Source organism: Bartonella vaga, assembly GCF_037070895.1.
Classification (GTDB): domain Bacteria; phylum Pseudomonadota; class Alphaproteobacteria; order Rhizobiales; family Rhizobiaceae; genus Bartonella.
On the sequence record NZ_JAYMZK010000002.1, the window covers coordinates 43,683 to 61,917 of the forward strand.

The following is an 18,235-nucleotide window of genomic DNA, read 5'->3' on the forward strand; positions in this document are numbered from 1 at the left end:
TAAGGGATTTTCTTCTGTTTTTTTGTTTCTATCCCTCACTTTTTTGGAACTTTTTTATTGCTTCAAGGGAAAGTCTTCTGCGGTCAGCACTCTTAGTGTAAAGAGATGCCATTTTATCTTCAGTCCAGCCAAAAAGTGCTTTGAGTTGTGAGACTGTTGCACCTGAATTGGCAGCACGTGTTGCTGCTAATTTTCTTAACCCATGTGCTGATTTTTTAATGCCAGCTGCATTACAAGCATCTCTAAACAGATTGCCAAAGCTCTCCTTGATGAGGCTCTTACCTTCTTTACCACAAATGAATGTTTCATCTCCGATAGGACTAGTTTCAAGTGTTGTGGCTAATTCTGGTAAAATGGGAAGAAAGACATCTGTTTGAAATTTACTTTTTTCTGTCTTTAGATGAATGATATTATCTTTTACATCTTTCCAACCAATGCGTACTGCATCACCTCGTCTTAAACCTGTATACAGAAGCACATCAATCCAGACGCGTTCATGCGTGCCGATAGACCAGCGTTGATAATATTTTTCTATGTCTTCCTCTGTCCAAGCAGGAAAGCCATCTTTATTTTTCAAAGTTGGTCTCTTTACTCCTACGGTTGGGTTATTTTCTAAAAGACTTTGATCAATTGCCCATTTAAAAAGACCATTGAGTGCTTTCAGAAAGTTTCTAGCCATTGCTGGTGTTTCTTTGCGTCGTTCAACTCCTGCTGTAATGTGTGCTTTCTTGATTTCTCTGTATGGAATGTTTCCTATGGAGTCGCATACTTTCATCAAGATAAGTTCTTTTTGCTTTTTCGTAACTTTAGCTAGGCTGTGCCAATCGACGCTGTTAAAATATTGTTTGAGAAGCCATGCAAATGAACCTTCAATAAGCTTACCTGGTTTAGGTTTAGGCGGGATGATACCTTGCAATTCAGCAAGCGCTCTTTTGTAGCTGTCGATAAACTCTTGTGTTCCGTAAGTTCCATGTACTCTCCGTCGTGATCCATGACCGATACGCACATACCATACAATTTTTCCATGTTTGGTGACTTGTTTAACAAGATGAAGGGGACGTGGTTTAGACATGGGGAATTTTATAGCTTAGAAAGAAGAGCTTCATAATATTCATTCTTTGGCAAATCTAATAACTTGTCTGGATGGGTAGCTGTTTTAGGTGCTCCGATTCCTGTGTTAAGATAGATTAACAACTCGCCAGAGGGCTTGATTTCTACAACCTCTGCTCCTTGTTTTTTAGCTTCTCTTAGGGCACGAGCAATGGCTGGCTGTGTTATGGTGGGAGGGCGATGTGCCATATCTGTTCTCCTAATTTTAGATACAATTTATCTGTGGCGTGAAGCACGCATTTCCTGAAAAGTTGTTATGAAAGAGGGCGGGGGTGCCAGAGAGGGGAACTGCACCCCCATAGCGTTAAGCGGCTTTTATCGAGATTTGTTCCATGTCTTGTTCTATCTCTGCTAAAAACGCTTCGACGGCTTCATTGATCTGTTCGATTTGTCCTTCATCACGGTGTATGCGACATATTTTGAGACGTAAGTGGGCTGAGTGGCCAGTAAAGCGTGGATCGTAGCTCACAAAGTCACACCATTTTCGTCCTGTACAAGCCATTTGAAATTGCATTTGGGCAAGATATTCAGGCTTGATCTCATTATTGATAAAGAAGCGGATGTGGGTTGTTGATCTTGGGCATTTGACTTCGATTAATCCATACTCTCCAATGAGACCATCAGGGCTTGCCCCGGCCATTTCAATTGTTGGATGAGGCACAAAACCGCATCTTGTTACAGCGGCATCATAAATGAAGCTATATTCTTCGATTGTATCTTCTTCATGCTCAACACCCCATTGCATGTCGTCGCTTTCATAATAGGGGATTACCTCTCCTGTTAAGCGTTCTGTGATGAGTTTGATTTTGTAGTCGCCATATTTGCTTGTGGGCAGTCCTTTTGCTGTTTTATTGATAACGCTATAAATGTTTGAGGCGGTGATTTTCCCTAATCGTGCTTGAAACCATTGTGCTGTTCTTTGTTCCATCTCACACTGCCTCTGCTTGTTGTTGTTGCGTTGGCGCATATTCGATATCTTGGATATGAATATATTCGGCATCTTGTTCTTGTGATGGTAAGGGGTGTTGTGCTTCAGTTATTTTTAAGTGTTGTTTTTTCTTTAAACCTGCCAAGACAGTTTGTGCTTTTTCACAAGACAGATCGCTCAATCTTTCAACCTTTGCGAAAGCCAGCAGATTTGCTTCCTGAGTTTGTGTTTGATGCATTAATTCTTGGATTTGCAAAAGCATTTCACTCGAAATAAGTTGACTTTGTGTATTGTTGTTTGTGCCATTAATACGTGTAGCTTCGTCTTCTTCATAAATGCCAGAAAACCCAAAGGCATAGCGAGCACATTGTATGGTGGCTTTATGACGCAACATACGTGCAGGGTATTTTTGCCAGGTGTCTGTTTTTTGTTTGCACTCTGATAAGTATTCGGTGACCTCTATAGGGTCTTGAATGTCTTTTAAGCGGATTGCACATTTAATTGCAATCAGATTGCCGCTATTGTCGAGTTGGTCTTGGAAGGTCATGCCATCAAAATTTGGATTTGCTTTAATGATTTTAATCCATCCATCAATAGAGACAACAGGTATAATGCCTCCCCCTCTTTTGGGAAGTGCATAAATTTCTTTTGTCAGGGGATTGAGACCATAACTATTGGCGACAGAGATAAAGGCAGCAAACTCTTCGTCAGAAAAATTATAATTGATACAAGTTTTGATAATAGTTTTTCGAAATTCGTCATGGGAAAAACCATATTTGTTTGCCATAAGGGCTAAGGGTGAATTTGTCATTTAATATCCTTATTTGTACGCAACTCATCCGTGGCGTGAGTCACGCTTTTGTTTAAAATGATTGTTTTGGGTTGTTGCAAGTTTATCTTTTAAGACTGTAAATTCATTGATTAATGCAGATTTTGTTTTTGCAGTTCTTGAGAAAGGACGCCGATGCCTTTTGTTGTGATCTTCGTTGAAGGCAGGATTTTCTCTGTTCCATCAGGTCTTTGAATGGTAATAGTTGAACAATCCATGAAACCTCTCTTGATCTTGTCTTGATAAGGCAACAATGGAGAACCCGGAGCACGGCGATAAACCCAATCATTGCTTCGTAAATAATTAATGAAATCCTTTGGTCGTATCTCTAAGACTTTGGCTGCTTCTGTAAGATCAAACAAACCATCAGAACGCGTTAAGCTTTCTAGAGCTTGTGCTTTTGGTTTGAGCTCAGCAATGGTAGTATTTTTCTCTTCAATTTGACTTTGTAGATGTGTCAAAAAGCCAATCATCGCTTCAGGACTTGAATAGTCGATTTGTGGGGCAGCAACTTGCTTCTCCAATTCTTGCCAGCGATCAACTATTTTTGCTCGCTGATATTGTAAGTGATTGTGATAGAGAACTTTTGAATGCTCTCTCTGATATCAGAGAAAAGGCTAATGTGACTAAGCATTCTAAACGTGCAGTATCTCTTACTTATCTACAAGTTTACAATCATATGGAGGTTTTAAAACCATTATTAATGGTGGTAATTGATGCACTGCATGAAAAAGAAAATTGCAAAAATAATTCTATTATTTAAGAATTCTATAGCCTACAATAAATAGAATACAATAATTGAATCTTTTTAAAGGTTAAAAGGTTTAAGACAGTGATTCGTAGCATTTGTTCACCATTGAGGTATCCTGGTGGTAAAATCTCGCTTTATGAAAAAGTGAAGGAAATTTTCAAGAAGAATGGATTAGATGGGTGCTCCTACAGAGAGCCTTTTGCTGGTGGGTGTGGTCTTGCTCTTAAACTTCTCTTAAATAACGATGTTAAAGACATTTATATTAATGATGTTGATCCATTCATTTGGAGTTTTTGGCATTGTGTTCTGCATAAAACGGAAGAATTAATAGAAAAAATTAATACGACTCCCATTAATTTAAAAGAATGGTACGAGCAAAAAGAAATTTCTTCTGAAAATGAAGATGTTTTGAGTATTGGATTTGCTGCACTTTTCTTAAATCGCACAAATAGATCAGGAATTATTAAAAATGCTGGTCCGATTGGAGGAAAAAGTCAGAGTGGGAATTATAAAATAGATTGTCGGTTTAACAAAGAAAATATAATCAAACGCATTCGCTGTATCAGTGAACAGAGAGATAGGATACATTTAACAAGTCTAGATGCAAAAGAATTTTTACAACGTTATGGAACAGAAGAAAATAGAAATATCTTCCTTTATATAGACCCTCCATATTTTAAAAAAGGGAAGGAACTATATATGTCGTTTTATACCGTTGATGATCACAAAGATTTTAAAAATGTTCTTTCCCAATATGTGAATGTCCCTTGGTTAATCACTTATGATAATGTGGAAGAAATTAAATTATTGTATGATCAATATCCTAAGATAGAATTCAATATACGGTATTCTTTAAGCAATAAAAGGAAAGCTGTAGAATTGATGGTTTTCTCACCTAAGCTTAAGAACCTAATTGACTATGAATTTATATAGTTGATGATGAGTATGTTCATTTTTATTCAGCCGTAAAATTATTGGCATGCTTGGAAACTTTTATAGTTCTCCATAGCCATAAGAAAGCCAACGATTATATAACAGAAACCATACTGCAAGCACCAGAAAAGGGAAGGGGAAACAGTAAGGAATAGAGGCTCGGCTGGTTATCCAGCCAACGGGGATAGTTCGCGAACAACTCGTTCTATGCCAGAAAACATAACATTGCAGCCACTTTTTATCACTGAAGGTACTGAAAAGGCTGCTATCATAGATGGAAGAAGTTAATAAAGCACAATTTTTTCTGAAACATTAAAATCGATTCATCTTGTTATACCAGCTAACTGCTTACGTTTGTGGAAAAGGAATATTAGGCAAATTGGCTCTTGCTTTTAAATTTAGAATTCGCATGTCAGTATATTTAAGGAGTTAAAAGATGGTAAGCGATTTGTTAATTTTCGTACGTTGAATTTATTTTAAGAACAAGACTTATGTTATTCAATATAGCGTACAATATTTGTAAATTTTTAATCATCATCCTAAGAGAGAGGGAGTGAGGCTATTTCTGTATCAAGTGCATCCATAAAATTGATAATAAATGCAGCATTAGTACCAAAATCTCTTGACAAACCACGTGAAGCAGAACGCATATCAACAAAAGTTGTATTATTTTCATCTGTTAAACGTATGACAATGTCTGAAATAAAACCAAGGTAAAAAGTTTTTGCTATTGTTTCAATATAAATCTCATTTTTTTCACCCTTAAACTCTCGTTGAGCCACAACAGGCCAACTGTAAGAAGCTAAAACATTAAGAACTGAATCGCGAATACGATCAGGTGAGCCATCATAACGACGTCCAGACATTTCAGGCCATTGCGACATTTGTAGAGCTGTTTGCTCAATTAAAACACTCTTAAGTGGTAAGGCATTACTAGGACGTGCTGTGCGAAAAAAAACCGGTGGTCTTTGTGTATCAGTAGAAATATCATACAGAGCTGGAAAAGCAAACCAACACCTAAAAAATAACATTAACGGTGTGGCAGAAATCAATGAATAAACGATCCCCTTAAAGGCTTTCATTCCCCCTAGAGCGCCATATACCCACAAACTGTAAAGTGCTTTTATGGCAAGAAAAAGGGAAAAAATAACACAGCAAGTAGAAATTACTATTAAAATTATGAAATCGACAACGTTAATTACAGAAAAGCGCTGTAAAATTATTGAAAATAATAAAATAAAGAATGCCAATCCGCCAAAACGAGGAGACCATGTCGCCGCCCTTGACATTAATCGAACATATTTCTTTTGCATAAAGTTTTCTTTCCCTCAATTGTGAGCCATTAGCAAATTTTTTTCAAATTTCACATCTTACAAAAAGCTTTTGACCATATGATAAAAGTAAAGCAGTTATTTTTGAGGTCAAGGATGCTTGATGACACATAAATTTTCGGTAATTATTTTTGCCAATTAATTGAGGAAAATAGTTATTTTCTTCATAGTGTATCATGCAATTGGCAAGGTTTTATGTGAGTGGTTTGTAATCATATCGAAATAAGTTCAGACAGCAAACTTTACAATTTTTATAAGTATGTTTGTTCATCATTTGGGGTAAAAGAGGGATATTTCCTACTGAGGATAATATGATTGTGTATAGCAAAGATACCATTCTATTTTATATTATAGTCAATATTTTTATATACTTCTGTAGCAGATTTATGTCCTATGTTTAAAAGCTGGAATGAAAATTGTATTCTTATTCTGATAATTGGTTGATTGAGACTAATATAAACATTTTTATGGGCTTTTTTCGCTTCCGTGAAAAGAAAGCATTTGTGCATTGAGAGATCGTTGTGCTTTTATCCATTAAATACGCTGCAGGTTGCAGATGAAAAAAAAGCTTCGCTTTCTTTCTTTTTAAGTAAAGAAGGTGCAAAGACGCGTAAGATAGCAAAACCCTTATTTAAATTTTTAGCTACAAAAACTGAATTGGCATTGTTTTTAGTCTTTGACTGTTTGAGCTCTATTATTTGTATTGGTTTTCCAATGATGAGATCAAGTGTAGCATCAGGAGCTGTTCGGTCATTAAGGCTATAGAAAATAATTCCATCGTACGTGTAGGCTGCTAGTGACCAAAATTGTGTTGTCTTTAAAGCCTTTAAATGAACGGGGCCATTTTCGAGATCAAATCTGCAGACTTTTATAAGAAAGAAAGGATCAGTAGACTGTTGAATATAATTATTAGCATCCAAGTTAACGAATTGATAAGGGGCTCCCGATTTTTTTAGTCCTATCCATATATTGTCTTGTGTCCAATAGGGCGTTAAAAATAAAATACAAATATGCACAATAATAGCACCAATACCTACAAGAAGTCCGGTATGAATGAATCTAGCCACAGTTTTTTTGTCCTGATGAAATTTTTTCTACAGATGGCATCGTAAGCTTTTGCAATGCCGTTGCGGAGATGATTGAGGTATCGTATAAAGTGAGGATAAGTCCAAATTCCTTTTTACTGACTGTTGCAAGCCAATTACCAATTTGGGGCGTTGGTGAAATATTGATGTGGAATGAGCCATCGTTTTCATAGATAATATTATTGGTGTAGAGCTCGAAAGGTATTTTCTTTGATGAAGTATACGGTTTGAGAGATTTGTCAGCTGTATAAAGGGTAAAAAGGCGGGCTTCAGGAATATGGCCTTTGAGTAAATAATGGCAGTGGGGACGTAATAGATGTCCATCGTTATCTTTCCAAATTTGGAAAATAAGGCCTTCTGTACGCCCGAGTGAAATATCGCCTCTTTTGGCAGTGAGTGCACGAGTATAGGGATCAGCGTTTTCCGTGCCAACGTGAGGATAAGCGTTCCATTTTCCAATTGTGAATCGTCCAAATTTGGTAAAAGAATTGAGTACATAATCAACACTCAGTGTTCCACATAAAATAGAAAATACCAAGATGAAAAAGGATACAGTGATATTTGTAAACATTATAGAATATCTCGAATTTAAAGTGTTGAAGCTTTGGTAGTCTTCATTTTTAAAGAGATGAAATATGGATTTTTCAGATCTTTGTTAATCAGACGTACAATATTCAATGTTTCAGGGGAGGGCGTATAGGATATTTGGGATGCGAGCTCAGAGTTATTCTGTGAAAGGAATGCTTGTGATCGATAAGGGAAGAGAGAATTTTTAACACCATAGAGTTGTTTTGGCATGATATTTTGGTGTGCAGAGAGCATGATACGGTTCCATATCATGGCAGGAACACCACCACCAAAAGCACGATTCATCGATGAATAATTATCATTGCCCATCCATACAGCTCCAGTATAATTACCAGTAAATCCAACAAACCATGCATCGCGATAGGATTGTGATGTTCCAGTTTTTCCGGCAACAAGGGTCATGGGGAGAGCGGCTCGTTTTCCGGATCCTCGTGTTGTGACACCAACCATCATTTGGTTCATATAAGCGGCTGTTTGTTCACTGAGAACCCGATGTGATTTATTTCCGTTATGCTCATAGTTCCATACGACACGTCCATCGGTTGTCATGATTTTTGTGAAACCATGGCGGTTTCCAGCCATACCTCCATTGGCAAAGACATTAAAACCGGTTGCTTGATCCATTGGTGTCATATTGGATGTGCCCAGAACCATAGTTTTGTGTGATAAAATGTGTGCAGGAATCCCCATATTTTTTATCAGATCTATGATGGGTTGGGTATCGCGGTTGAGATATTTATAGGTAATGTAGACAGGCACTGTATTGATAGAAAAAGCTAAGGCAGTTGCTAAATCAACTTTACCGAGATAATGACCAGAGTTATTTCTTGGTGACCACCCTCCCCAATTGATAGGAGCATCTAAAACTATTGATGAGGGAGACAGACCATGTTCTATTGCGGTTGCGTAAACATAAGGTTTAAATGAAGAGCCAGGTTGTCGGCCGCCTTGAGTTGCTCTATTAAATTGGCTTTTACTGTAATTCAGTCCTCCAACAATTGCACGTACAGCGCCATTATTGTCAAGTATGACGGTGGCTGCTTGTGTTGCGCGATATTGTTGGCCGTATTGGTGTAGATGATAGGCGATTGATTCTTCTGCTGCTTTTTGAATATTCGGATCTAGAGTGGTTTGAATGATTAAAGTATGACTTGGAAGTTGGTTACGCATTTTTTTGACCTCGTTGAATACCCAATCAAGAAAATAATCAGGCTGGTCATTTTTTATCTTTGTAATAGCCTTAGCAGGGTGACGATGAGCATTGATAATTTGGCTCTTGGTCATGAAGCCGCTATTAACAAGATTAAAAAGCACCACATTGGCACGTGTTTGGGAAGCAAACAGGTGACTATGAGGAGCATACTTTGTTGGGGCTTTGAAAAGTCCCGCCAACATAGCAGATTCACTAAGGGATATATCGCGTATGTTTTTACCAAAATAAAATTTTGCTGCTGCTGCGATCCCAAAATTACTTCCCCCCATATAGGCGCGTTCAAGATAAAGCTGTAAAATTTGTTTTTTACTGAAGTTTGCTTCTAACCAAAGGGAAAGATAGGCTTCTTTAATTTTGCGTGTTATGGTTCTTTCACTTGTTAAAAACAAATTTTTAGCCAATTGTTGTGTAAGAGTTGAACCGCCTTGGACTACACTCTTGGCTTGCATATTTTGTGAGATTGCTCGTATGAGACCATACAAATCAATACCCCAGTGATCGAAAAAACGACGATCTTCTGTCGCGAGAACCGCTTTAATAACATAATCGGGTATTTCCTCGATGGGGACAGGCACAATTGGTAATGCACCACGGTGCCCTATGGGGTTACCATAGCGATCTAGAAAAAGAATGGAAAAATTTTTAGGTAAATACCAATCTTTTTTTGTTAATTCAAAAATGGAAATACCAACAATCGTAAAAAGAGTAAAACCAATTAATCCCAATGTTAGTGTTTCATCGAAAATTTCTACTATAAGGCGTTTCCATCCTCGGATATAAAAACATTGTGAGGTGACTTTTAATCTATTCCAGAAGAAACTGTTGGCAGAACGGATGCGGTAAAGTGCTGTGTCGAACAATGCATCTAATTCAATGAGTGCAGGACTATGAAATGACTTGTTATATTTTCCTTTCTTTTTTTTGAAAAAATAAATCATTTAAAGAGAACCTATGACAAAGTAATATAACCCCAAAAAAACTATAATAGTTATATGGAGCAAAAGTAATTTTTTGCTATATAATTAGCAGAGAAAGAGCTGAATTTGTGGTTATGGCAATTGCGTTATTATAGTTTATGTATTCAATTATTGTTATAAACTCTAAAAATATTTTATTTTGAAATTGCTAAATTTTGGGATATTGTTCATCTTACAAGGATGGTATGTTATTCACCATGTGATTTTTGAATAGATAAAAGCCATTATTCATTTTATGCTCAAAAGAACAGATAGAATAGGTTATGAAATATCTATGATGAAAAAAATTTTCTTATTCATTATGATAGCGGTTTTTTTTAGAGTGGATTCTATTCTGGCTGCTGATTGTACTAAAGTCGGTAGGAAGATTGCTACCCAGGAGGATGGGGTATTAGTACGTTCAAAATCAGTTGTTCAGGATGGAAAGGATATGTGTATGATTGTAGTTGTTGTGTCTGCTCGTGCTGGTGAGAAGCTGCGTCGTGTTGAGGTTTTTGCTCCCGCAGATTAGTGTTTAGTAGATATTTTAATGCGCATTTTAATTGTTGAAGATGATCAGAATCTCAACCATCAATTAGCAGAAGCTGTAAGAAGTGCGGGATATGTTTCAGATAGTGCTTTCGATGGTGAGGAGGCTTATTTTTTAGGAAGTACAGAATCTTATGATGCTGTGATACTTGATATAGGTTTGCCGCATATAGATGGTATTCGTGTTGTTGAGAAATGGCGGCAAGAAGGGCATTTTATGCCTGTATTAATGTTAACGGCACGGGATCGCTGGTCTGATAAAGTGCGTGGTATTGATGCAGGTGCTGACGATTATGTTGTTAAGCCATTTCATTTGGAGGAATTGATGGCGCGGTTGCGGGCATTAATTCGTCGTACTACGGGGCATGCAACAAGCACGTTACGCTGTGGTCGTGTTTTGTTGGATACTAAGACTTCTCGTGTTTTTATTGATGGTCAGCTGATTAAGTTAACGTCCTATGAATTCAGGCTTCTTTCGTATCTCATGCATCATTGTGATAGGGTAGTTTCAAGGACAGAACTTATCGAACACCTTTACGAACAGGACTTTGACAAGGATTCCAATACGGTTGAAGTTTTTATAGGTCGGTTACGTAAAAAGCTTTGTGTGGATTTGATTGAGACTGTTCGAGGAATGGGCTATCGTGTGAGAGCGCCAGGTGATCAATGAATTTTTTCAAGAACAACAGCCAACTTAGAAGGTTAATTTTTTTTGTTAGCAGATCTCTCAGTTTACGCGTTATGATCTTATCAACATTATGGGTTGTTATTTTGCTTTCCTCAATTTCTGCAGTTAGTATTTTATTTTATAGGCGTTCAAGTGAACAAAGTTTAGAGCGTATCCTTTCTGCTCAGCTTTACAGTCTTATTGCGACAGTAACAGTTTCACCAGAGGGAAATTTGAGTGGAAATGTTGGGATTGATGATATTCGTTATTCGGATCCAACAACGGGATGGTATTGGGAGGTTGTTGCTATATCTAATAATCTACAAGGCAGATTGACATCTCCGTCGTTAGGAGCAGGAAAAATATTTTCACCGAGCGATGTCGATATACCTTTTGATAATAAATTCTTTCGCTCTTATAGGATAGAGGGGAAAAATGGTCAAAAGTTACAAGTAATTGAGAGTGATGTTGTTCTGGATGATCAGAATCATATTGCACGTTTTCGCCTCACTGGAAATATAGATGAAGCACACGCACAAGTGCATGAATTTAAGCAGACTTTACAAATTTTCCTTTGGAGTTTTGGTATAGGTAGTGTCCTTATAAACATTGCTATTATTTTCTTTAGTTTTCAACCGTTGAAGCTTATTCGACGCGCATTGAATGATATTCGTGAGGGGAAGATTCATTACGTGAATACAGATTTGGTAAGTGAAGTTATGCCCTTAGTACAAGAAATGAATGCTCTCATCAATAACAACCAGCGCATTATTGAACGATTTCGCACACAGGTTGGTAATCTTGCTCATTCATTAAAGACACCTCTATCCGTGATTATGAATGAGGTTGATAAGATGTGTTGTGGAGAACAGACTGTTTTATTAAAAGAGCAAACGCAAATGATGCAGGCTCAAATAAATCATTATCTTCAGCGTGCACGGATTGCAGCACAATATGACAGTATCATTTATCATACATCTGTTCGCAGGGTAGTTTATCGTTTGGTGCGAGTTATGGAAAAACTTAACCCTGAAAAAGAGTTTCAATTTGTTATGGATATTGATGATATTATTTTTTCTGGTGAGAGGGAAGATTTAGAAGAAATTATAGGAAGTTTGGTTGAGAATGCTGCGCAGTGGTCCCGCACAAAAGTGCTAATCTCCTGTTGCTTAGAAGAACATGTTGAAGAAACAGAATATTTTAGCATCCTCGTAGAAGATGATGGTTCTGGTTTAACAGGAGACAAAATTAAGGAAGCTTTAAAAAGAGGTAAGCGCTTTGATGAAAGTAAGCCGGGGACAGGTTTAGGGTTAGCGATTGTTTCAGATCTTGCCAACGAATATGGTGGAAGTCTTTTTTTATCGCGTTCTGACTTGGGGGGGATGTGTGCAAAAGTTTTGCTACCAAGGCGAGGGTGATATATTCTTTCTTTACTTTGAGTATATGTATTGGAATTTGTAAGCGTGCAGTAGTGTTTAATAAAAATAGAGAGCAGTGGGATGTTGCAGAACTTTAAAAGGTATATCTTTTTATAGTAAAGTATAGAAATAAAGTTTTATTTTTATGCGCTTGATACGGACTACAAAATTAATGTACACTTTACTATGTTGTTTATAAGAAAATGGATTTTATGGTTTTACATCAATACATTCATAAATAAGTGAGGGAAGATAATTGGTGACATTTTCTGATCTGCCTGTTGGTATAAAATAATATGCTATTACTAGTTTTTGCAGCACTTTTTATTATTTTGGGGGCAAGTATTATTTTTCTTTTGCTAAACTTCAACTGTATAACAAAAAAAAAGTGGAAAACTCAAATTATTGAAAGTTATGGAAGTCATATGCATTCTGTTGAATCTGAGAAGATTTACACAGATTATAAAAACATGAAGCTTCTTAAAATTCTTAGTGTTTTGTTTGTTTTTCTTGTGACATGGGGCGTTTATTATTTTACAGGCAGCCCAACAGTGAAAAGTTATTTTTTTAGAGAATTAATGAATAAGAATCCAGAGGTGCTCAGTAAGTTTGAACAGCTTGTTCGTCTACAAGTACTTTTTTTTCGTTCCCCCCATGATGGAAAATTAGCGGATGCATTAGCATTAAAATACCTAGAGGAAGGTTATTTTCAAGATGCAGTGAACACCTATTTAGATGCAATTCGCTTGAATGGAGAGTCAGCTCCAAGACTTGTTGGATATGGCCTGGCATTAATTGGTTATGGGGGGGGGATGATTACGCAAGAAGCACAAAATGCTTTTCAAAAAGCAGTGGATTTAGCACCAGAAGATTTTTATCCTCGTTTATTGTTAGCTGAAGTGCTTCATAAGGTAGGAAAATCTGCGCAAGCAGTACAGTTTTTACAAAATTTTCTTGACATAATGCCCGAGGACTTTACAGGGCGATCACGTGTTGAAGCCATGATAGTTCAGTTACGTAATACATCTAATTAGGAATATTTAGAAAGTGATGATAGATAGTTTAAGGTTATTAAGTCAGAGAAAGTTTTAAAGAATGATCAAGATATTGCTAAGAAGTTGCATCTATATGCAAAATGTGCCAAGTCTTTTTAGAAGATAAGGTATGTGAATAATGAATGTTTATACACTAAATTTATAAACAAGAATTTCGTAGAAAGCCTATGAACAGTCGGCCTTTGGATAAGCATTATTCTTTAAAAATTATTTTAAAGCAGCGTAAAAAAAAACGGTTGCTGATAATTTTATTATATTGTTTGATTATAGCAGTTGCAGCAATTTTTATTATGTACGCAATGCGTAATACAGTAAGTTTTTTTCGAATGCCGTCTGAGATTACAGAAGAAGATATTTTAACGGGGCGTTCTTTACGCTTGGGGGGGGTCGTTGAAAAAGGGACTGTTGAATATTTTGGAGAAAGGGGAGTTACTTTTTTTGTAACTGATAATGCAAAACGCGAAAAGGTAATTTTCAATGGTATTTTACCGGATCTTTTTCGCGAGGGTCAAGGTATTATAGTGGAAGGACATTTTAATAAGCGGGGTTTTTTTATAGGTACGCGCATTTTAGCAAAACATGATGAGACTTATATGTCTAAAGAAACAGCTGATCGCTTGAAAAAAAATCACGGTGTGGAGAAATAATTCGATTGTGCTTGTAGAGTTGGGTCATATTTTTTTATCTGCAGCTTTTGCAGTGAGTTTATTGCAGTCATTTTTACCCGCTTTAGGCTTTTTGAGAAGGGAGCGTTCGTTAATACAAACAGCTGTTCCTCTAACGTATATTACTTTTACATTCTTATGCTTATCTTTTTTGATTATTGTTCATGCCTATATCGTATCTGATTTTTCTGTTTTAAATGTTGTTGAGAATTCTCATTCAGAAAAACCAATGCTGTATAAGATCACTGGAGTTTGGGGAAATCACGAAGGATCCATGTTGTTATGGGTTTTAAGTTTGGTTTTTTTTAGCACATTGGTAGCGTTATTTAGCCGCAATTTGCCAGAATATTTTAAAGCACTAATTTTAGTATGCCAAAGTTGGATTACAAGCGCTTTTCTTTTATTTATTCTTTTTTTATCCAATCCATTTTTACGGATTAATCCACCAGCATTGCAAGGCAATGATCTCAATCCTCTTTTACAGGATATTGCGTTAGCAATTCATCCACCATTGCTTTATCTGGGCTATGTCGGTTTTTCTATTTGTTTTTCTTTTGCAGTAGCTGCACTGATTGTGGGATATGTCGATGGGCTTTGGGCACGCTGGGTTCGCCCTTGGCTTCTACTTTCTTGGTGTTTTTTAACATTGGGCATTATGGTTGGATCCTATTGGGCTTATTATGAGCTAGGGTGGGGTGGTTATTGGTTTTGGGATCCTGTTGAAAATGTTTCATTCATGCCTTGGCTTTCAGGAACGGCTTTCCTGCATTCTGCTCTTGTTCTTGAAAAGCGGAACACATTAAAAAATTGGACTTTATTTTTAGCTCTTCTTAGTTTTTCTCTTTCTCTTGTGGGAATTTTTCTCGTTCGTTCTGGCCTTTTAGTATCTGTTCATAGCTTTGCTGTTGATCCAGAACGAGGGCGGGCAATTTTTGCTATTTTATTCTTTTTCACGGGAGGAGCTTTTCTGCTTTTTGCTTTGCGAGCACCTATTTTGATAACAGAAAAATTCTTTCAACCAATTTCGCGTGAAGGATTTATTATTTTAAATAATTTGTTGCTCACAACAATCACAGCGACAGTATTAATTGGTACGCTCTACCCTTATTTTATTGAGGTATTAATAGGGCAGAAAATTTCTGTAGGAGCTGATTTTTTTAACCTTACCTGTGGGCCTTTAATGATGTTGTTATTATTGTTGGCTCCATTTGGATCAATGATAGCATGGAAACGCGGTGATTTTCTTGCAGTTTTTGAACGGCTTTGGTTTGTTTTTTTATTAGTTTTTATAATCTGTTTTATAACATTTTATTCTACATCTTTGCGTGATATTTTTGCCGTTCTCGGAATTGGACTTTCAGCTTTTGTTTTTTTAGGTAGTTTAACTGATATTTGGGAGAAAAGTGGACATCACAAAATGGCTTTACTGGTGCGGATTAAGAGATTGATTGGATTACCGTGGTCTGTTTTTGGTGCAGCAATGGCGCATATGGGGTTAGGCGTTACGTTATTTGGTATTGTTTGTGTTGCGACTTTTGGGAAAGAGCGTATTTTAACTATGGATATAGGGGATGTGGTTACGATAGCAGATAAAACTCTTCATTTGAATGCAGTGCGTGATGGCGCTGGTTCTAATTATTCTACAACGGAGTTTGATTTTACAATATATGAAAATAAAAATACCGTGGGCAACGTAACGGCTGCAAAGCGATTTTATCCCAGTCAAAATACGTCAACAACGGAAGTTGGTATACAAAATTATGGCTTATCTCAGTTATATATTGTTCCGGGGCGTATAAATGAACGGGGAGTTGCTTTGCATATATGGTGGAAGCCTTACATAATTTGTGTTTGGTTAGGAGCATTAATGATGGCTATGGGAGGGTGTATTTCTCTTTTCGGTTATTGGTTTCGCATCGGACCACACAGTAAGAACCAGCAGCCTCTTTCTTTTAAATTTTTTGAAAAGACATTGAAATGAAAAATGTATTGCATTTGGCTTTATTTTTTTTAATCGTGATTTTTCCTTTACGATCCTTATTAGCAGTAGAGCCGGATGAAATTTTAAAGGATCCAGTTCTTGAATCGCGTGCACGAGATATCTCATCACATTTGCGTTGTCCTGTTTGCCAAAATCAATCAATTGATGATTCAAATGCTTTTCTAGCGCGTGATTTACGTCTTTTGATTCGAGAAAAATTAAAAATGGGTTATACCAATCAGCAGGTTATTGATTTTCTTGTTGAGCGGTATGGGGAATTTATTCTCTTAAAACCACCGTTTAATAAAATCACTTTGTTTTTATGGCTTTCACCTTTGATAGTTCTTATCATTGGTGCAAGCACCTTATTTTTTCAGATAAGACGATATACACACAGAAAATAATTTTTTTAAATTCTTTTGAAGAAAAACAGTTAAAAATACTGTTTCTTTAAAAGAGGTACTGTATATGGAAAAGTTTAGTACGTTTAAATGGGTAATACAGTTATTATTGATGATAATGCTTTGTTGTGTAATTAAAAGCTTACAAAACTTTAATAATTTAGACAGAAAACGGTAAGGTATGTTGTTTTATAAGCTATTGTAATGTGGATGAAATACGATTAAATAGGAGCATATACCAAATGGTTAAAAAAACTTTCTCTAAAACATTGGTCGCAGCAAGTTTTTCTGCGATGTTAGGGAGTGCGCTATTTTTTAGTGGATGTGGGTCAAGCTTGTGGGCAACAGCAGCTCAGGCAAATTCTGTGTTTACTCCATTAATGCAACAGAAAGGATTTTCAGATATTGTTGCTCAAGTAAAGTCTGCTGTTGTTTCAGTGCAAGTGAAGAGTGATAAAAAGAAAGAAGGGCGGTTTTTTAGTAATTTTTTTGGTGCTCCAGGTATTGAGCAATTACCAGATCAACATCCTTTGAAAAAGTTTTTTAAAGAGTTTTATGATTTTGATAAACCTAGACACAAATTTCCACCACATTCGCATGGACTGCGTTCTATAGCTTTTGGGTCGGGTTTTTTTATCTCGTCTGATGGTTATATTGTGACTAATAACCATGTTATTTCTGACGGTACAAGTTATTCTGTTGTTCTCGATGATGGTACAGAATTAAATGCAAAGCTTATTGGGACAGATCCGCGAACTGATCTTGCAGTGCTGAAAGTAAACGACAAAAGAAAGTTTTCATATGTTGATTTCGGTGATGATCTAAAGCTTCGCGTTGGAGATTGGGTTGTTGCTATTGGTAATCCATTTGGCCTTGGTGGAACCGTGACAGCAGGTATTGTTTCAGCACGTGGACGTGATATTGGCACTGGTGTTTATGATGATTTTATTCAAATTGATGCTGCTGTTAACAAAGGAAATTCTGGTGGACCAACTTTTGACCTTAATGGAAAGGTTGTTGGTGTCAATACAGCAATTTTTTCTCCTTCTGGAGGAAACGTTGGGATTGCTTTTGCTATTCCAGCGGCGACAGCGAAACAGGTTGTGCAACAACTTATTGAAAAAGGTTCAGTTCAACGCGGTTGGCTTGGAGTTTACATTCAGCCTGTGACGGAAGAAATTGCTGAATCAATTGGTTTGAAAGAAGCCAAAGGTGCTCTAGTTACAGATCCGTCAAAAGGACCAGCAGAAAAAGCTGGTATCAAGACGGGTGATGTGATTATTTCAGTAAATAGTGAAAAAATTACAGATGCTCGTGATTTAGCAAAGCGTATTGCAAATATTAGACCGGGAGAGACTGTGAATTTAGGTGTTTGGAGATCTGGTAAAGAGGATAATATAAAGATAAAGCTTTCTTCAATGCCTGCAGATGAAGGCGTAAAAAAGGGCTTAAAAGATTCACATGGGCGCAGCAATCCAGATGAAGCGTTAGAAGATTACGGTTTGATTGTTGCTCTTTCTGATGATGGTATAGGATTGGTTGTAACTGATGTAGATCCAGATTCAGATGCCGCAGATAAGGGAATTCGCCCTGGTGATGTGATCGTGACAGTTAACAATAAGTCTATTAAAAAGATATCTGATATTACCGATACGATCAAGAATGCACGAAAGCTGGGACGAAAAGTTATACTTCTACAGCTGCGAGTAAATGGTGAAAATCGTTTTGTAACTCTTCCAATTTTAAAAAAATAATACTTTATTAACGGTAGAACA

18 protein-coding genes and 1 pseudogene are annotated in these 18,235 nt (G+C 36.8%); 10 read left to right on the forward strand and 9 right to left on the reverse strand.

The features are described from left to right. Positions 1-28 precede the first annotated feature (28 nt). The 5 genes and pseudogenes from WCP76_RS02135 to WCP76_RS02155 all read right to left on the reverse strand — a co-directional run. On the reverse strand, positions 29-1,072 hold the full coding sequence (locus tag WCP76_RS02135) for a tyrosine-type recombinase/integrase (protein ID WP_336294053.1): 1,044 nt from the start codon (positions 1,070-1,072) through the stop codon (positions 29-31). Between the two features lie 8 nt (positions 1,073-1,080). Then, positions 1,081-1,299 carry a hypothetical protein gene (locus WCP76_RS02140; protein WP_336294054.1) on the reverse strand — a complete coding sequence of 73 codons (219 nt, stop codon included), beginning with the start codon at positions 1,297-1,299 and terminating at the stop codon, positions 1,081-1,083. 115 nt (positions 1,300-1,414) lie between these two features. Then, positions 1,415-2,038, reverse strand: coding sequence for a lambda exonuclease family protein (locus tag WCP76_RS02145; protein WP_336294055.1), 624 nt, complete (start codon positions 2,036-2,038; stop codon positions 1,415-1,417). 1 nt (position 2,039) lies between these two features. Beyond that, positions 2,040-2,849: a phage recombination protein Bet gene (gene bet, locus WCP76_RS02150; protein ID WP_336294056.1), complete on the reverse strand. Its 810-nt coding sequence runs from the start codon at positions 2,847-2,849 to the stop codon at positions 2,040-2,042. A 110-nt stretch (positions 2,850-2,959) separates the two neighbouring features. Continuing rightward, a pseudogene (locus WCP76_RS02155) lies at positions 2,960-3,391 on the reverse strand (phage antirepressor KilAC domain-containing protein); the annotation flags it as partial. Here WCP76_RS02155 and WCP76_RS02160 point away from each other — a divergent pair. After that, the gene (locus WCP76_RS02160) at positions 3,367-3,630 is read left to right on the forward strand and encodes a hypothetical protein (RefSeq protein ID WP_336294057.1); all 264 of its coding nucleotides are present in this window, start codon (positions 3,367-3,369) and stop codon (positions 3,628-3,630) included. The pseudogene WCP76_RS02155 and the gene WCP76_RS02160 overlap by 25 nt on opposite strands. A gap of 69 nt (positions 3,631-3,699) precedes the next feature. After that, on the forward strand, positions 3,700-4,551 hold the full coding sequence (locus WCP76_RS02165; protein ID WP_336294058.1) for a DNA adenine methylase: 852 nt from the start codon (positions 3,700-3,702) through the stop codon (positions 4,549-4,551). A gap of 539 nt (positions 4,552-5,090) precedes the next feature. On the opposite strand, the gene WCP76_RS02170 is transcribed toward WCP76_RS02165, so the two are convergent. The 4 genes from WCP76_RS02170 to WCP76_RS02185 form a co-directional block, all read right to left on the reverse strand. Continuing rightward, positions 5,091-5,864: a DUF1499 domain-containing protein gene (locus WCP76_RS02170; RefSeq protein WP_336294059.1), complete on the reverse strand. Its 774-nt coding sequence runs from the start codon at positions 5,862-5,864 to the stop codon at positions 5,091-5,093. Between the two features lie 545 nt (positions 5,865-6,409). Then, the gene (locus WCP76_RS02175; RefSeq protein WP_336294060.1) at positions 6,410-6,949 is read right to left on the reverse strand and encodes a DUF1254 domain-containing protein; all 540 of its coding nucleotides are present in this window, start codon (positions 6,947-6,949) and stop codon (positions 6,410-6,412) included. Further along, positions 6,942-7,538 (reverse strand): DUF1214 domain-containing protein, encoded by a 597-nt coding sequence (locus tag WCP76_RS02180; protein WP_336294061.1) that lies wholly within the window; start codon positions 7,536-7,538, stop codon positions 6,942-6,944. The genes WCP76_RS02175 and WCP76_RS02180 overlap by 8 nt, the downstream gene beginning before the upstream one ends. A 17-nt stretch (positions 7,539-7,555) precedes the next feature. Beyond that, on the reverse strand, positions 7,556-9,706 hold the full coding sequence (locus tag WCP76_RS02185; RefSeq protein ID WP_336294062.1) for a transglycosylase domain-containing protein: 2,151 nt from the start codon (positions 9,704-9,706) through the stop codon (positions 7,556-7,558). A gap of 313 nt (positions 9,707-10,019) precedes the next feature. On the opposite strand from WCP76_RS02185, the gene WCP76_RS02190 reads away from it, so the two are divergent. The 8 genes from WCP76_RS02190 to WCP76_RS02225 all read left to right on the forward strand — a co-directional run bounded on the left by WCP76_RS02190 (position 10,020) and on the right by WCP76_RS02225 (position 18,214). After that, positions 10,020-10,256, forward strand: coding sequence for a hypothetical protein (locus tag WCP76_RS02190; protein ID WP_336294063.1), 237 nt, complete (start codon positions 10,020-10,022; stop codon positions 10,254-10,256). Between the two features lie 18 nt (positions 10,257-10,274). Continuing rightward, positions 10,275-10,943: a response regulator transcription factor gene (locus tag WCP76_RS02195; protein ID WP_336294064.1), complete on the forward strand. Its 669-nt coding sequence runs from the start codon at positions 10,275-10,277 to the stop codon at positions 10,941-10,943. Beyond that, a complete protein-coding gene (locus WCP76_RS02200; protein WP_336294065.1) occupies positions 10,940-12,358 on the forward strand; it encodes an ATP-binding protein in 1,419 nt (472 codons plus the stop codon). The genes WCP76_RS02195 and WCP76_RS02200 overlap by 4 nt, the downstream gene beginning before the upstream one ends. Before the next feature lie 296 nt (positions 12,359-12,654). After that, positions 12,655-13,392, forward strand: a complete 738-nt coding sequence (locus WCP76_RS02205) for a tetratricopeptide repeat protein (RefSeq protein ID WP_336294066.1) — start codon at positions 12,655-12,657, stop codon at positions 13,390-13,392. A 188-nt stretch (positions 13,393-13,580) separates the two neighbouring features. After that, positions 13,581-14,060: a cytochrome c maturation protein CcmE gene (gene ccmE, locus WCP76_RS02210; RefSeq protein ID WP_336294067.1), complete on the forward strand. Its 480-nt coding sequence runs from the start codon at positions 13,581-13,583 to the stop codon at positions 14,058-14,060. A gap of 7 nt (positions 14,061-14,067) precedes the next feature. After that, positions 14,068-16,059, forward strand: a complete 1,992-nt coding sequence (locus WCP76_RS02215; protein ID WP_336294068.1) for a heme lyase CcmF/NrfE family subunit — start codon at positions 14,068-14,070, stop codon at positions 16,057-16,059. Further along, positions 16,056-16,463, forward strand: coding sequence for a cytochrome c-type biogenesis protein (locus tag WCP76_RS02220; RefSeq protein WP_336294069.1), 408 nt, complete (start codon positions 16,056-16,058; stop codon positions 16,461-16,463). Before WCP76_RS02215 ends, WCP76_RS02220 begins: the two co-directional genes overlap by 4 nt. A gap of 239 nt (positions 16,464-16,702) precedes the next feature. Continuing rightward, positions 16,703-18,214 (forward strand): Do family serine endopeptidase, encoded by a 1,512-nt coding sequence (locus WCP76_RS02225; protein WP_336294070.1) that lies wholly within the window; start codon positions 16,703-16,705, stop codon positions 18,212-18,214. The last annotated feature ends 21 nt before the right edge of the window (positions 18,215-18,235 follow it).

Coding starts and splice junctions, on each gene's coding strand:
- WCP76_RS02135 (WP_336294053.1), bottom strand. CDS start 1,072: ATGTCTAAACCACGTCCCCTTCATCTTGTTAAACAAGTCACCAAACAT.
- WCP76_RS02140 (WP_336294054.1), bottom strand. CDS start 1,299: ATGGCACATCGCCCTCCCACCATAACACAGCCAGCCATTGCTCGTGCC.
- WCP76_RS02145 (WP_336294055.1), bottom strand. CDS start 2,038: ATGGAACAAAGAACAGCACAATGGTTTCAAGCACGATTAGGGAAAATC.
- bet (WP_336294056.1), bottom strand. CDS start 2,849: ATGACAAATTCACCCTTAGCCCTTATGGCAAACAAATATGGTTTTTCC.
- WCP76_RS02170 (WP_336294059.1), bottom strand. CDS start 5,864: ATGCAAAAGAAATATGTTCGATTAATGTCAAGGGCGGCGACATGGTCT.
- WCP76_RS02180 (WP_336294061.1), bottom strand. CDS start 7,538: ATGTTTACAAATATCACTGTATCCTTTTTCATCTTGGTATTTTCTATT.
- WCP76_RS02185 (WP_336294062.1), bottom strand. CDS start 9,706: ATGATTTATTTTTTCAAAAAAAAGAAAGGAAAATATAACAAGTCATTT.
- WCP76_RS02190 (WP_336294063.1), top strand. CDS start 10,020: ATGATGAAAAAAATTTTCTTATTCATTATGATAGCGGTTTTTTTTAGA.
- WCP76_RS02195 (WP_336294064.1), top strand. CDS start 10,275: ATGCGCATTTTAATTGTTGAAGATGATCAGAATCTCAACCATCAATTA.
- WCP76_RS02200 (WP_336294065.1), top strand. CDS start 10,940: ATGAATTTTTTCAAGAACAACAGCCAACTTAGAAGGTTAATTTTTTTT.
- WCP76_RS02205 (WP_336294066.1), top strand. CDS start 12,655: ATGCTATTACTAGTTTTTGCAGCACTTTTTATTATTTTGGGGGCAAGT.
- ccmE (WP_336294067.1), top strand. CDS start 13,581: ATGAACAGTCGGCCTTTGGATAAGCATTATTCTTTAAAAATTATTTTA.
- WCP76_RS02220 (WP_336294069.1), top strand. CDS start 16,056: ATGAAAAATGTATTGCATTTGGCTTTATTTTTTTTAATCGTGATTTTT.
- WCP76_RS02225 (WP_336294070.1), top strand. CDS start 16,703: ATGGTTAAAAAAACTTTCTCTAAAACATTGGTCGCAGCAAGTTTTTCT.